This is a genomic window from Hydrogenophaga sp. ANAO-22 (genome assembly GCF_042466645.1).
Taxonomy (GTDB): Bacteria; Pseudomonadota; Gammaproteobacteria; order Burkholderiales; family Burkholderiaceae_C; genus Hydrogenophaga.
Map to the genome: position 1 here is coordinate 2,661,783 of NZ_CP159956.1, position 13,921 is coordinate 2,675,703.

Annotated in this window: 13 protein-coding genes; all 13 read left to right on the forward strand. The window is 62.5% G+C overall.

All coding sequences use genetic code 11. From position 1 onward, the window contains the following. The first annotated feature begins 29 nt into the window (after positions 1 to 29). Genes ABSY19_RS12840 through wecB form a run of 13 tightly spaced genes read left to right on the forward strand, consistent with a single transcriptional unit; the run spans position 30 to position 13,914 of the window. Positions 30 to 1,832 carry an acyltransferase family protein gene (locus ABSY19_RS12840; RefSeq protein ID WP_382163234.1) on the forward strand — a complete coding sequence of 601 codons (1,803 nt, stop codon included), beginning with the start codon at positions 30 to 32 and terminating at the stop codon, positions 1,830 to 1,832. Next, positions 1,829 to 2,407 (forward strand): acyltransferase, encoded by a 579-nt coding sequence (locus tag ABSY19_RS12845; RefSeq protein WP_382163236.1) that lies wholly within the window; start codon positions 1,829 to 1,831, stop codon positions 2,405 to 2,407. The genes ABSY19_RS12840 and ABSY19_RS12845 overlap by 4 nt, the downstream gene beginning before the upstream one ends. Before the next feature lie 19 nt (positions 2,408 to 2,426). Then, positions 2,427 to 3,518, forward strand: coding sequence for a DegT/DnrJ/EryC1/StrS family aminotransferase (locus tag ABSY19_RS12850; protein ID WP_382163238.1), 1,092 nt, complete (start codon positions 2,427 to 2,429; stop codon positions 3,516 to 3,518). Further along, positions 3,515 to 4,858 carry a lipopolysaccharide biosynthesis protein gene (locus ABSY19_RS12855; protein WP_382163240.1) on the forward strand — a complete coding sequence of 448 codons (1,344 nt, stop codon included), beginning with the start codon at positions 3,515 to 3,517 and terminating at the stop codon, positions 4,856 to 4,858. Before ABSY19_RS12850 ends, ABSY19_RS12855 begins: the two co-directional genes overlap by 4 nt. A 27-nt stretch (positions 4,859 to 4,885) precedes the next feature. Then, positions 4,886 to 5,497, forward strand: coding sequence for a CatB-related O-acetyltransferase (locus tag ABSY19_RS12860; protein ID WP_382163242.1), 612 nt, complete (start codon positions 4,886 to 4,888; stop codon positions 5,495 to 5,497). Beyond that, on the forward strand, positions 5,494 to 6,648 hold the full coding sequence (locus ABSY19_RS12865; RefSeq protein WP_382163244.1) for a glycosyltransferase family 4 protein: 1,155 nt from the start codon (positions 5,494 to 5,496) through the stop codon (positions 6,646 to 6,648). Before ABSY19_RS12860 ends, ABSY19_RS12865 begins: the two co-directional genes overlap by 4 nt. Next, positions 6,645 to 8,018 carry a hypothetical protein gene (locus tag ABSY19_RS12870; protein WP_382163246.1) on the forward strand — a complete coding sequence of 458 codons (1,374 nt, stop codon included), beginning with the start codon at positions 6,645 to 6,647 and terminating at the stop codon, positions 8,016 to 8,018. The genes ABSY19_RS12865 and ABSY19_RS12870 overlap by 4 nt, the downstream gene beginning before the upstream one ends. A 35-nt stretch (positions 8,019 to 8,053) precedes the next feature. Further along, positions 8,054 to 9,157, forward strand: coding sequence for an N-acetyl sugar amidotransferase (locus ABSY19_RS12875; protein WP_382163248.1), 1,104 nt, complete (start codon positions 8,054 to 8,056; stop codon positions 9,155 to 9,157). Beyond that, positions 9,154 to 9,768 (forward strand): imidazole glycerol phosphate synthase subunit HisH, encoded by a 615-nt coding sequence (gene hisH / locus ABSY19_RS12880; RefSeq protein ID WP_382163250.1) that lies wholly within the window; start codon positions 9,154 to 9,156, stop codon positions 9,766 to 9,768. The genes ABSY19_RS12875 and hisH overlap by 4 nt, the downstream gene beginning before the upstream one ends. A 4-nt stretch (positions 9,769 to 9,772) precedes the next feature. Beyond that, positions 9,773 to 10,558, forward strand: coding sequence for an AglZ/HisF2 family acetamidino modification protein (locus tag ABSY19_RS12885; protein ID WP_382163252.1), 786 nt, complete (start codon positions 9,773 to 9,775; stop codon positions 10,556 to 10,558). Between the two features lie 33 nt (positions 10,559 to 10,591). After that, the gene (locus tag ABSY19_RS12890) at positions 10,592 to 11,635 is read left to right on the forward strand and encodes a polysaccharide biosynthesis protein (RefSeq protein ID WP_382163786.1); all 1,044 of its coding nucleotides are present in this window, start codon (positions 10,592 to 10,594) and stop codon (positions 11,633 to 11,635) included. A 7-nt stretch (positions 11,636 to 11,642) separates the two neighbouring features. After that, positions 11,643 to 12,773: a capsular polysaccharide biosynthesis protein CapF gene (locus tag ABSY19_RS12895; protein WP_382163254.1), complete on the forward strand. Its 1,131-nt coding sequence runs from the start codon at positions 11,643 to 11,645 to the stop codon at positions 12,771 to 12,773. 10 nt (positions 12,774 to 12,783) lie between these two features. Further along, positions 12,784 to 13,914 carry a non-hydrolyzing UDP-N-acetylglucosamine 2-epimerase gene (gene wecB / locus ABSY19_RS12900; RefSeq protein ID WP_382163256.1) on the forward strand — a complete coding sequence of 377 codons (1,131 nt, stop codon included), beginning with the start codon at positions 12,784 to 12,786 and terminating at the stop codon, positions 13,912 to 13,914. Positions 13,915 to 13,921: the final 7 nt, after the last annotated feature.

The window sequence follows — 13,921 nt, forward strand, 5'->3', positions numbered from 1 at the left end:
TGGACATTCAGGGTTTGCGGGCATTGGCCGTGCTGGCCGTGATCGTCTTCCACATGCAGGCCGACTGGTTGCCGGGCGGGTTCCTAGGTGTGGACGTGTTCTTCGTGGTGTCGGGCTTCGTGGTGTCGCGCGTCATCCTGCAGCGGGGAGACAGTTTCTCCTGGCTTGGCTTCTACGCCAACCGGTTGCGCCGCATAGTGCCTGCCTACGCGGCCATGCTGCTGGTCGTCGCGCTGCTGGCCGCCGTGTTTCTGGTGGCCGAGGACTTCCGGCTGTTCGAGGCCAGCCTGCGCCGCGCACTGCTGTTCACCAGCAACCAACACTTCGCGAAGGCCGGCGACTATTTCGCGCCGGCCGCCCACGAGTGGTCGCTGCTGCACACCTGGTCGCTCGCGGTGGAGATGCAGTTCTACCTGCTGCTGCCCCTGATCCTGCGGTTGACGCCGAGGCGTTGGCTGTCGACGATGCTGGGCGCCGTGTGCGTCGCGGGTTTCGCGATCGCGCAATGGCGCTTGACGCGAAGTGGGGGCGACCTGCAGCCGCTGTACTACGCGATGACCGCGCGCGCCCCCGAGTTCCTGATGGGCGCTTGGCTCGCCGCCGTTCAGAAGCCCCAGGACATTGCCCCCGCGCGCTGGCGCCTGCCCGTCGGCCTGCTCGGCCTGGCGTTGATGCTCAGCGCCTTCATGCTGCTCGACGGAAAACACTTCAGTCCGCTCTCGGCGATCTGGCCTTGCGCGGGCGCGCTGCTGCTGATGGCCGCGCAAGATGACACTGTCACCGGGCGCTGGCTGTCCCACCGCTGGCTGGTCCTGGTCGGCGCGCTGTCGTATTCGCTGTACCTCTGGCACTGGCCCATTCTGGCGCTGGCACGGTATGTCTGGCAGGACTCGGACCTCCCCTGGCCACTGCTGGCCGCGGCGGTGCTGTCGTTCTCGGTGCTGGCCTGGTGGTCGTGGCGGTTCATCGAACGCCCCTTGCAGACGCCACAGGCGGGCTTGAGGCGCTCCACCAGGATTGCCACCGTCGCCGCGATGATGGTCGCATCGCTCCTCGCGGCCCGACCGCTCAACGCCGGCGTTGCCCCCTCACCAGAGAAGGCGGCGTTGCGGTACGCACCGCCAGACTCGATCTGCCACGGCCAGGTCACTGGCCCGTGCCAGCGGGGCGGCGCCGACGGCGCCCCCGAGGTGATGCTGTTTGGCGACAGCCACGCGGCGCAGCTCAACTTGTTCATGGACGCCTTCGGCCAGGCCCACGGGGTGCGCGCCACTGTGCTCTCGGCCAGCAGTTGCGTGCCCTTTCCGGGCTTCGAAGATCTGCGGCTGGCCCGCTGGGCCATCGGACCGTGCCGCGACATGCAGCACGCCGTGGCAGAGCGGCTGCCCCGCCAGCGCACAGTCATCCTGGCGGGCAAGTGGTCCCAGCAGATGGCGAACCCCGCTTTTCTGCCCGCGCTGAACCGGTTTCTGCAGGACACCCAGGGCCAGATGCAGCGCGTGATCGTGCTTGGGCAGTTGCCCATGTTGCGCCGCAACCCCGTGCGCACCCTGCGCATGGACTCGCTGGGCATCCCCACGGACAATTCGGTGACCGCCGAAGCGCGCGACGCGAACGCGGTGATCGAAGCGGCGGTGCGCGATTTCCCCCACGTCACCTTTGCCGACTTCAGCGCGTCACCGCCGTTTGCCTCCCCGCCGTTCTTCGACCACGAGCTGATCTACATGGACAGGCACCACCTCAACGAGATCGGCTCGCTGCGCTACGCTCAGGCCGCAGGCCAACCGCTGGCCAAACTGCTTTTTCCATCCGGGAGGCCCTCTTCTCCATGACCACATCCATCCACCCGTCCGCCATCGTCGACGCGGGCGCGCAGATCGGCGAAGGCTCGCGCGTCTGGCATTTCGTGCACGTGTGCGCGGGCGCGCGCATCGGCGCGGGCGTGTCCCTGGGGCAGAACGTCTTCGTCGGCAACCAGGTGGTCATCGGGGACCGCTGCAAAATCCAGAACAACGTGAGCGTATACGACAACGTGACACTCGAGGACGGCGTGTTCTGCGGCCCCAGCATGGTGTTCACCAACGTCTACAACCCGCGGGCACTGATCGAGCGCAAGAATGAGTACCGCGACACGCTCGTGCGCCGGGGCGCGACCCTGGGCGCCAACTGCACCATCGTCTGCGGCGTCACCGTGGGTGAGTTCGCCCTCGTGGGTGCGGGCGCGGTGGTGAACAAGGACGTTCCCGCCTATGCGCTGGTCGTGGGCGTGCCGGCCCGCCAGATCGGCTGGTGCAGCCAGTACGGTGAGCAGCTCGACCTGCCGCTGACCGGCAACGCGACGGCCACCTGTCCGCACACGGGTCAGCGCTACCAGCTCAACGACAGCGTCTGCCAACCCCTTTCCTGAAACACCCCGGAGCCGCTCCATGGAATTCATCGACCTCAAGGAACAATACCGCCGACTCAAGTCGGAGATCGACGCTGGCATACAGCGCGTGCTCGATCACGGCCAGTTCATCCTGGGCCCCGAAGTCGGCGAGCTCGAAGACAGGCTGGCCGCCTACACCGGCGCGCGCCACTGCATCACTGTGGCCAATGGCACCGACGCCCTGCAGATCGCGCAGATGGCGCTGGGCATCGGCCCGGGCGACGAGGTCATCACACCCGGATTCACCTACATCGCCACCGCCGAAACCGTGGCCTTGCTCGGCGCCAAGCCGGTATACGTGGACGTGGACGCGCGCACCGCCAACCTGGACCCCGCCTGCCTGGAAGCGGCCATCACCCCCCGCACCAAGGCCATCATCCCCGTCAGCCTATACGGCCAGTGCGCCGACTACGACGCGATCAATGCCATCGCCAGCCGGCACGGCATCCCCGTGATCGAGGACGCGGCCCAGAGCTTCGGCGCGACCCACAAGGGCCGCAAGAGTTGCAACCTGACCACCATCGCCTGCGCCAGCTTCTTTCCCAGTAAGCCGCTGGGCTGCTACGGTGACGGCGGAGCCATCTTCACCAACGACGATGCGCTGGCGCTGGTGATGCGGCAGATTTCCCGACATGGACAGGATCGCCGCTACCACCACATCCGCGTGGGCGTGAACAGCCGTCTGGACACCATCCAGGCGGCAGTCCTGCTGCCCAAGCTCGCGATACTGGACGCTGAGCTGGCGCAACGGCAGGTGGTGGCCCAGCGCTACAGGAGCTTGCTGGCGCCGGTCGCGGAAGTGCAAATTCCAGAGGTTGAGCCGCACAATGTCTCGGCATGGGCGCAATACACGGTGCGCGTCGCGCAGCGCGAGGCCGTGCAGAAACACCTGAAGACCCAAGGGATTCCCACCGCCGTTCACTACCCTATTCCCCTCAACCGCCAACCTGCAGTGGCCGACGAAAGCGCCCGGCTGCCCGTCGGCGACCGGTTGGCGGAAGAGGTCATCAGCCTGCCAATGGGGCCCTACCTGCCGGAGAGCGACCAGGCGATGGTGGCCAGCGCCTTGCAGGTGCGACAGCCCGCATGAGCTTTCTACGCTCAGTTGCCGTACTGGTCGGAGGCACAGCACTGGGCCACGGCATCACGGCGGCCGCGTTGCCCCTTCTTTCTCGCTTGTACTCACCAGCGGATTTCAGCTTGCTGGCCGTGTTCTCCAGCCTGGCAGCCATTCTCTCGGTGGCGGCCTGTCTGCGATTCGACATTGCAATCCCGTTGCCACAGGACGATCGCGAGGCCATGGATCTGCTGACGATGTCACTGCTGTCGGCACTTCTGGTTTCGCTTGGTCTGCTGGCTTTCGTTCTGCTCGCTCCGCACTGGATCGTCACTCAGCTCAAACTGCCTGCATTGCAGCCCTACTTGTGGTTGCTGCCCATTGCCGTGTTGCTGGCAAGCGTCTACAGCGCACTACAGATGTGGTTCGTGCGGCAGAAGGCGTTTTCCTTGATCGCCCGAAGCCGGGTGATTCAATCCGCAGCGAGTTCGGCAGTCCAGGTAGGTTCGGGCGTCTGGACGCACAGTCCCGCAGGACTGCTCATCGGGCATATGCTGAACACGGGTGTGGCGTGCATCGTGTTAAGCCTCAAGCTGTTCAGCGGCACCCAGTATCGCGCCATGGTCCAAGGGACAACGTTGCAAAGCCTCAAGGGCACGTGGCAGTCGCACGCTCGCTTTCCCAAGTACTCCACTTGGGAAGCCTTGTGCAACAGCGCTGCCATACAACTACCTGTCATTCTGATTGCCTCACTGGCGGCGCCGGCAGAGGCCGGTCATCTCATGCTGGCGACATATGTCATGCAAGCCCCAATGGCATTGATCGGAGGCGCTGTAGGCCAAGTCTATCTTTCGCACGCGGCCCACGAACACCAGCAGGGACAGTTGCACACGTTCACAGCCAAACTGTTGCATGGCATGGTGAAGACCGGCGTGGGACCTTTACTCGCCGTCGGCATCACGGCTCCGATGGCATTCGGATTGATTTTCGGGACCGAGTGGACGCGCGCTGGGGCGCTGGTCGCATGGATGACGCCTTGGTTCATCGTTCAATTTCTGGCTACGCCGGTGTCCATGGCGCTGCATATCACCGGTCACCAGCGTGCCGCCTTCTTCCTGCAAGTGGCGAACCTGGGCATCCGGGTGCTTTCGGTGTGGGCTGTCGCGCACTTTGCGGCCCGGTGGATGTCGGAAACCTATGCGCTGAGCGGGCTTGTCGTTTACTCGGCATACCTGTTTCTAGTTCTTCGTTTCACCCGGGTTGACGCCCGGTCCGTCAGCAGAATCATCCGCGACAATATGCCTTTGCTGGGCTTGTACATCCTGGCCGCTGTCGTAGCCGTTCTTGTGCTGCGCATGATTCAATCCGCATAGTGCCGCAGCCAGATTCAAGGCAACCCCATGAGTGTCTCTTACGTTTTTGCCAAACTGCTGAAGAAGCTGAGGGGCAAAGCCATCAAAGCATCCAGCGTGCATCCCACGTCGAAGCTTGAATCGGGCAGCCTGATGGTTGACTCCACCATGGGCAGGCATTCCTTCTGCGGTTATGACTGCTCCATCGTTCATTGCGATGTCGGGTCATTCACGTCCATTTCGAATCGCGTCTCCATCGGGGGCGTCGCGCATCCGATGGCGTTCGTGTCCACCAGTCCTGCATTCCTGTCGCACAAGGACAGCATCAAGACTAAATTCGCACGACACGAATACCTGCCGCGCCTGCGAACCGTCATTGGCAACGACGTCTGGATCGGAGAAGGCGCGCTCATCAAGGCCGGCATCGTCATTGGCCATGGCGCGGTCGTCGGCATGGGTAGCGTAGTCACAAAGGATGTGGCGCCCTACGAGGTGGTCGCAGGCAATCCTGCCAGGCGCATCAGGATGCGATTCGACGATCAAGTTGCCGGTGCTCTGCTTCGGTTGGAATGGTGGAATCTGCCGGATGCCGAGTTGCGTCGGATGGGCATGAGCTTCAACGACCCCCAGATCTTGCTCAAGCAGGAGGGGCTGCTTTGAAGATCGCCCATCTTTGCCTTTCCTGTTTCTACATCGACGGGTACTCCTACCAGGAAAACGAGCTGGTGAAGCAGCACGTGAAGGACGGACACGACGTGGTGGTCATCGCGTCGACCGAAGTGTTCGACGAACAGCGACAGCTGAACTATTGCTCGCCAGGTGAATACATGGGCAGCGATGGTGCACGGGTCATACGACTGCCGTATCGCCGCGGCCTGCCTCTTGCTGTGATGAAGAAGTTGCGCATGCACCCCGATGTGGCCGGGCTGCTGGAACGCGAGGCACCTGATGTGATCCTCTTTCACGGGCTGTGCGGCTGGGAGCTGCTTGCGCTCAAGCGTTACAAGGCCAGACATCTGCGCGCCCGCATTTTTGCGGATAGCCACGAGGACTTTAACAACAGCGCGCGGTCTATCATCTCGAAACACCTTTTGCACCGCTGGTATTACAAGCCGATTCTTCATCGAGTGAAGAACTCGCTCGAAAAGGTGTTGTGCATCTCCACGGAGACCATGGATTTTGTCCAGAATTTCTATCAAATCCCGCCAAATCAAATCGAGTTCTTTCCGCTTGGCGGTCGCATATTGACAGACGAAGAATATAACGCCTTGCGCATCTCGGGCCGCGCCCGCCACGGCATAGATATCAAAGAAATCCTGTTTGTGCAGTCTGGAAAAATCGATCGCGCCAAGAAGCTAATCGAAACGCTGCAGGCATTTTCCAAGACCCCGGATGAGCGCTTTCGCTTCATCATTGCTGGGCATATCCACGAGGACCTCGCAGCCGACGTGGACCGACGGATGATAAATGACTCTAGAGTGAAATTCGTGGGGTGGCAAACTGCGGATCAGCTTCACGAATTGCTGTGTGCGGCCGATGTGTACGTACAACCGGGCTCTCAATCCGCAACCATGCAGACAAGCCTTTGTGCGCGGTGCGCGGTGGTGCTTGATGATGTGCCGAGTCACCACCCCTTCGTCCACGGAAACGGCTGGCTGCTCAATCCCCAAACAAGCATCGAAGGAGTGTTTGAAAAGATCGCTGAGAAGCCCGGCGAATTGGCATTGATGTCCACACGCTCGGGCGAAGTCGCTGCACGGTTATTGGACTACCGAGTCATGGCGAAACGCCTGACGGCACCTCGGCCATGACACCACCTTTTTTGATGCCACGCCCCAACGCATCAAGCAAGGCGCTTGCCCAGATGTCCTTGGTGATCAGTTCCTGGCTGTTTGTATTAGCGCTCCATTCAGCGCATGCAACCTACTTGCAACCCATCCAGGAGATGTGGGGATTTCCCTATTTTCCATTGAAAATTGACGCCTGGTTGCTGCTACTCATATCCACCAGTGCAGTCGCATTGACGCTTCCCCGTTCTTTAGCGAGGCCATCGAGCCTCGTGATGTTCATCTTATATTTGATTGTCTTCCTTCCAACGATGACAATTACTTTGGCAGTGCATTCTCAGTCGGTCACCAAATTCGGCCCCAGCCTTGGAGCCCTCACGGCGGGCTTCTTGCTGATCAATGTATTGCTGCAGAAGGCACGCCCCCGCTTAATACTTGCACAACGTGGCTCGCCTTCCTCGGCTCAACTGCTGTTTCTGTCGGTCGCATTTCTCGCGCTTTGGGCATTCATTGTGATTTCCTTTAAGGACGTCATGACCTTCGCCACGCTCGACAACGTGTACGGCCAGCGCGAGGCTGGCCGCAGCCGCAACGCATTGGAGGCCTACGGGCAAACGTATCTGGCGTATGTTTTCTCGCCCGCGCTGTTGGCCGTCGGCCTGGTCAAGCGGCGGCTCATCTGGATTACAGCGGGCGCGCTCGGCTTCCTGACCATGTACACGATCACTGCGGAACGTACGATTTTTCTCTTGCCGCTTGTCATGGTGGTCGCGTACAAAGTAATGCGCATGAGGGCTGGACACACCGCCCTCATGTCGATCGTCATGGTTTCTTTGGCGCTGTTGATCCATGTGTCGGTGCAGATGATTGATCAAAGCCCTGTTTTCGAATTGATCTCGCTGTATTTTGTTTTTCGCACGTTCTCCATTCCGGGTGCGATGCTGTGGCAATATGAAGAGGTATTCTCCGAAAAGACGCTTACCCTTTGGAGCAATGTCAAAGGCTTTGACTGGCTCGTCCAGACACCCTTGGCCTTTGAGTCGGATCCGAAATGGCCTCAACTCGGGCGCATAGTCGCAGAGCGGGTTTTGGAAAAAGAGAGTAACTCCAATGCCAACCTGTTCGTGTACGACGGCCTCGCAGCAGCTGGGCCCGTGGGAATCTTGGCGATTTGCGTGGTGCTCGGCATCTGGTTGAGTCTAGTGGATCGAACGACGAGCAGAACTGGCGGGCAGTTCGCCTGCTTGGTCTATATTCCGGTGGCATTCGTTCTGGCCAACGGATCCATTTTCAGTACGTTATTGTCTTTTGGAGGCCTGTTTTGGCTGGTCTATTTTGCCGCGTCCTCCTACTACCACACGACCAGCCGTCATCAGCTTCACCACAAATCATGAATCTCCAACGTCGGGTTGTCTGCACTCGCTGCATCATGGATACCAGCGACCCGCACATCCATTTCGATGCAACCGGCGTATGCGAATACTGCAGAAACTTCGAAGAAGCCATCCTGCCCAACTGGGACACCGGGCCAGGGGGCGCTCAGGCCTTGGCCGCACTCGCCGAACGCATCAAGGCGGACGGCAAGGGCAAGGACTTCGACTGCATCATCGGCCTCTCCGGCGGCCTTGACAGCTCCTACGCCACCTACGTCGCCAAAGAGAAGATGGGCCTACGCCCGTTGCTGTTCCATGTCGACGCGGGCTGGAACACCGACCAAGCGGTGGGCAATATCGAGAAGCTGGTCGACGGCCTCGGCCTGGAACTCTTCACCGAGGTCGTCAACTGGGAAGAGATGAAAGACCTGCAGGCTGCCTTCCTGCGCTCTGGCATTCCCGACCAGGACCTGCCGCAGGACGGTGCGTTCTTCTCCGGCCTGTACAAGTTTGCCCGCCAGTACAAGGTCAAGCACATCATCACGGGGTCGAACTTTTCCACCGAGTGCTGTCGCGAACCCGAAGAGTGGGGCGGTTATCTGGGCATCGACACGTGGTTGTTCAACGACATCCACCGCCAGTTCGGCCAGCGGCCGTTGGAGAGCTTCCCACTCACCGACATCCTGGTCTACAAGCTGTACTACCAGAAGATCCTGGGCATGAAGGTGCACCACCCGCTCAACCTGGTGCCCTACGTCAAGAAAGATGCCGAGGACGAACTGAACCGGCGCTTTGGCTGGCAGCGCTTCCAGCACAAGCACCACGAGTCGCGCTTCACCCGCTTCTATGAGGACTACTGGTTGCCCCGGCGGTTCGGTTTCCACAAGCGACGCGCGCACTTCTCGAGCCTCATCATGACGGGCCAGATGACCCGCGAGGCGGCACTGGAGCGCATCGCCTCGCCCGAGATGGATGAGCACTTCCTCAAGCAGGAATTCGAGTACGTGGCCCACAAGCTGGACCTCACCGTCGACGAACTCCAACAGATCTTCGATGCGCCCAAAAAGACCTACCGCGACTACCGCAACAAGCGCTGGATGATCGGCCTGGGCACCACGGTGCTGCGCACGCTCGGCCTGGAAAAGAGGCACTTCCGATGATCCGCATCGTCGACTACGGCGTGGGCAACATCCAGGCCTTCCTGAACATGTTCAAGCGCCTGGGCCTGCCTGCCGAGCGGGCCAAAGTGCCCGCCGAACTGGCCGACGCGACACGCCTGATCCTGCCCGGTGTAGGCTCGTTCGATCACGCCATGACGCTGCTCAACCAGTCGGGCCTGCGCGAGCCGCTGGAAGCCCGCGTACAGGGCGAAAAGGTGCCCGTGCTGGGGGTGTGCGTGGGCATGCAGATGCTGGCCGGCGGCTCCGACGAGGGCGAACTGCCCGGGTTGAACTGGATTCCGGGCCGCGTGCGAGCCTTCTCGCAGACGCCCGCGTCCGCCCAGCTGCCGCAGCCGCACATGGGCTGGAACGACCTGCAGGTGCGCCCCGACAGTCGCCTGTTCACCGACTTCGAACCGACACCGCGCTTCTACTTCCTGCACTCGTACTACTTCGACTGCGAGGACCGGTCGCTTGTGGCCGCGTCGGCCACGTACGGGCTGGACTTCGACTGCGTGGTGTCGGCCGGCCACATCCATGGCGTGCAATGCCACCCCGAAAAAAGCCACCACTTCGGCGCCCAGTTGCTGAAGAACTTCGCCACGACCTGACCCCATGTTGCGCCCCCGAATCATTCCGTGCCTGCTGGTGCACAACGGCGGTCTAGTCAAGACCGTTGGTTTCAAGACGCCGAAGTACGTCGGCGACCCGATCAACGCCGTGAAAATCTTCAACGAAAAAGAGGCGGATGAACTCGTGGTGCTGGACATCGACGCCAGCGTGAAAGGCGCCGAGCCCAACTATGCGCTGATCGCGAAGCTGGCCGCCGAATGCCGCATGCCGCTGTGCTACGGCGGTGGCATTACCACGGCGCAGCAGGCGGCCCGCATCATCGACCTGGGCGTCGAGAAGGTGTCCGTCAGCGCGGCAGCGATCGCACGCCCGGCCCTGCTCGGCGAAATGGCCGCGGCCATCGGCCGCCAGAGCGTGGTGGCGGTGATCGACGTGCGCAAGAAGTCCGGCCTGTTCGCCAGTGGCCACGAGGTCTGCACGCACAACGCCACCCGGGCCCATCCACAGGATGCCGTTGCACTCGCCCGACAACTGGAAGCCGCTGGCGCCGGTGAGATTGTGTTCAACTCGGTGGAGCGCGATGGCACCATGAATGGCTACGACCTGGACCTGGCGCAACGCCTGCGCAGCGCCCTGAGCGTGCCGCTCACCGTGCTGGGCGGCGCAGGCTCGCTGGACCACGTGGGTGCGCTCATTGAGCGCTGCGGCGTGGTCGGCGCGGCGGCCGGCAGCCTGTTCGTTTTCAAAGGCCAGTACCGCGCGGTGCTGATCAACTACCCCACCCCTCAGCAGAAGGACGCCCTGTTCGCGGCGGCACTGCCGAAATAACGCAGAACCATGACGACCACCACCACGAACAGCATGTTCAAGGACAAGACCCTCCTGATCACCGGCGGCACCGGCTCGTTCGGCAATGCGGTGCTCAAGCGGTTTCTCGATTCGGACATCGGCGAGATCCGCATCTTCAGCCGCGACGAGAAGAAGCAGGACGACCAGCGCAAGCGCTACGCCCACCCCAAGCTGCGCTTCTACATCGGCGACGTGCGCGAGCGCAACGGTATCGACCAAGCCATGCGCGGCGTGGACTTCGTGTTCCACGCCGCCGCGCTCAAGCAGGTGCCGTCCTGCGAATTCCACCCCATGCAGGCGGTGCTCACCAACGTGATGGGCACGGAAAACGTGCTGGGTGCAGCGGTGGCCGCTGGCGTGCAGCGGGTGATCTGCCTCAGCACCGACAAGGCGGTGTATCCCATCAATGCCATGGGCATCAGCAAGGCAATGATGGAGAAGGTCATGGTTGCCGCCAGCCGCAACCTGGAGGGGACCAGCACGGTGATCTGCGGCACGCGCTATGGCAACGTGATGGCGTCGCGCGGCTCGGTGATTCCCTTGTTCGTGGACCAGGTGCGCAACGGCGCACCGATCACCGTGACCGACCCGGCCATGACGCGCTTCATGATGACGCTGGCGGACGCGGTGGACCTGGTGATGTACGCCTTCGAGCACGGCAACAATGGCGACATCTTCGTGCAGAAGGCACCCGCCGCCACCGTCGATGTGCTCACGCGCGCGTTGCTGGAGCTGCTCGGCCAGCCGGACCACCCGGTGCGCGTGATGGGCAGCCGCCACGGCGAGAAGCTCTACGAGGCCTTGCTCAGCCGCGAGGAAATGGCATCCGCGCAGGACCTGGGACGCTACTACCGCGTCGCCCCGGACGGCCGTGACCTGAACTACGCCAAGTACGTCGACGAGGGCGAGGAAAAGCTCACACAGGCCCTGCACGATGACGAATACCACTCGCACAACACCGAACAGCTCGACGTGACGGGCATGAAGGCACTGCTGCTCAAACTGGACTTCATGCAGCGCATCGTTCGCGGCGAAGCCGCGGTGGCCGAGGAATGAGACGGGCATGAAGAAAGTCCTCATCACCGGTGCACAAGGCTTCATCGGCAAGAACCTGACCCTGCACCTGGCCGAGCGCCGCGACGTGGAGGTCGTGTCCTTCACGCGCGAGAACCCGCTGGAGGCGCTGCCCGACCTGCTGGAGGGCGTGCACGCCGTGTTTCACCTCGCGGGGGTCAACCGCCCTCAGGATCCCCAGGAATTCACCACCGGCAACGCCGACCTGACGCGCGCGCTGTGCGCCGCCCTGGAGGCGCAGGCGCGACGGGGTGCGCGGCTGCCGCTGGTCATCCAGACCTCGTCCACGCAGGCGGCGAACGACAACCCCTATGGCCGCAGCAAGCGCGAAGCGGAACTGGCGCTGTTCGACCTGCAGCAGCGCCATGGCATGCCGGTGCATGTGTTCCGGCTGCCCAACGTGTTCGGCAAGTGGTGCAAGCCCAACTACAACTCGGCCGTCGCCACCTTCTGCCACAACACCACGCGCGGCCTGCCGATCCAGGTGAACGATCCCGCCGCGCTTCTCACGCTGGTGTATGTGGACGACGTCATCGCCCGTTTCATGCAACTGATGGACGGCGCCGAGGCCTCGTTCGATGCCCGGGGTTTCGCCACCCTCACACCGCAATACAGCACCACCGTGGGCGACATCGCCCGGCAGATCCAGGGCTTTCGCGCCAGCCGCGAGACGCTGGTGATCGACCGCGTGGGCACCGGCCTCACGCGCGCGCTGTACGCCACCTACGTGAGCTACCTGCCACCCGACGACTTCGCGTACGCGTTGACCCGCCATGGCGATGCGCGCGGCGTCTTCGTGGAGATGCTCAAGACGCCGGACTGCGGCCAGTTCTCGTTCTTCACCGCGCACGCGGGCATCACCCGCGGCGGGCACTACCACCACACCAAGACCGAGAAGTTCCTGGTGATCCAGGGCCAGGCCTGCTTTCGCTTCCGCCACATGCTGACCGGCGAAACGCACGAACTGCACACGCACGCCGAACAGCCGCAGGTGGTGGAGACCGTGCCCGGCTGGACGCATGACATCACCAACACCGGCGCGCAGGAGATGGTGGTCATGCTGTGGGCGAACGAGGTCTTTGACCGCGAGCGGCCCGACACCTATGCCTGCCCCGTCTGAAGGAGCATTCTTGAAAAAACTGAAGGTCATGACGGTCGTGGGCACGCGGCCCGAGATCATCCGGCTCTCGCGCGTGATGGCCCGCCTGGACGAGCATTGCGAACACGTGCTCGTGCACACGGGACAGAACTACGACTACGAGCTCAACCAGATCTTTTTCGACGATCTGAGCATCCGCAAGCCCGACCACTTCCTCAACGCGGCGGGTGGCAGCGCGGCCGAAACCATCGGCAAAATCATCGCCGCCATGGACGGGGTACTGCTGCAGGAAAAGCCCGAGGCCCTGCTGGTGCTGGGCGACACGAACAGCTGCCTGTCGGTCATCCCGGCCAAGCGACGCAAGATACCGATCTTCCACATGGAGGCGGGAAATCGCTGCTTCGACATGCGCGTGCCCGAGGAGATCAACCGCCGCATCGTGGACCACACGGCGGACATCAACCTCACCTACAGCAGCATCGCCCGCGAGTACCTGCTGCGTGAAGGCCTGCCGCCTGACATGGTGATCAAGACAGGTAGCCCGATGGCCGAGGTGCTTGCGCACTACCGCCAACGCATCGATGCGTCCGAGGTGCTTGCCACGCTGGGCCTGGAGAAAAACCGCTTCTTCGTCGTCAGCGCGCACCGTGAGGAGAACATCGACTCGGACGCGCAGTTCCTCAAGCTGGTGGACGTGTTGAACCAGGTGGCCGAACAGCACGGCCTGCCGGTGATCGTCTCCACCCACCCTCGCACCCAGAAGCGGGTGGACAGCCAGGCGGTGGCCTTCCACCCGCTGGTGCGGCTGCTCAAGCCGCTGGGGTTCACCGACTACAACCAGCTGCAGATCCAGGCGCGGGCCGTGCTGTCCGACAGCGGCACGATCAACGAGGAATCCTCGATCCTGAACTTTCCCGCGCTCAACCTGCGCGAGGCGCATGAGCGGCCGGAAGGCATGGAAGAGGCCGCCGTGATGATGGTCGGCCTCGACACTGAACGGGTGCTGCAAGGCCTGGCGATCCTGGCCTCGCAGCCACGCGGCGAACAACGCCTGCTGCGCCAGGTGGCCGACTACAGCATGCCCAATGTGTCGGACAAGGTGGTGCGCATCGTTCACAGCTACACGGACTACGTCAACCGCGTGGTCTGGAAAAAAACCTGATCCGGGC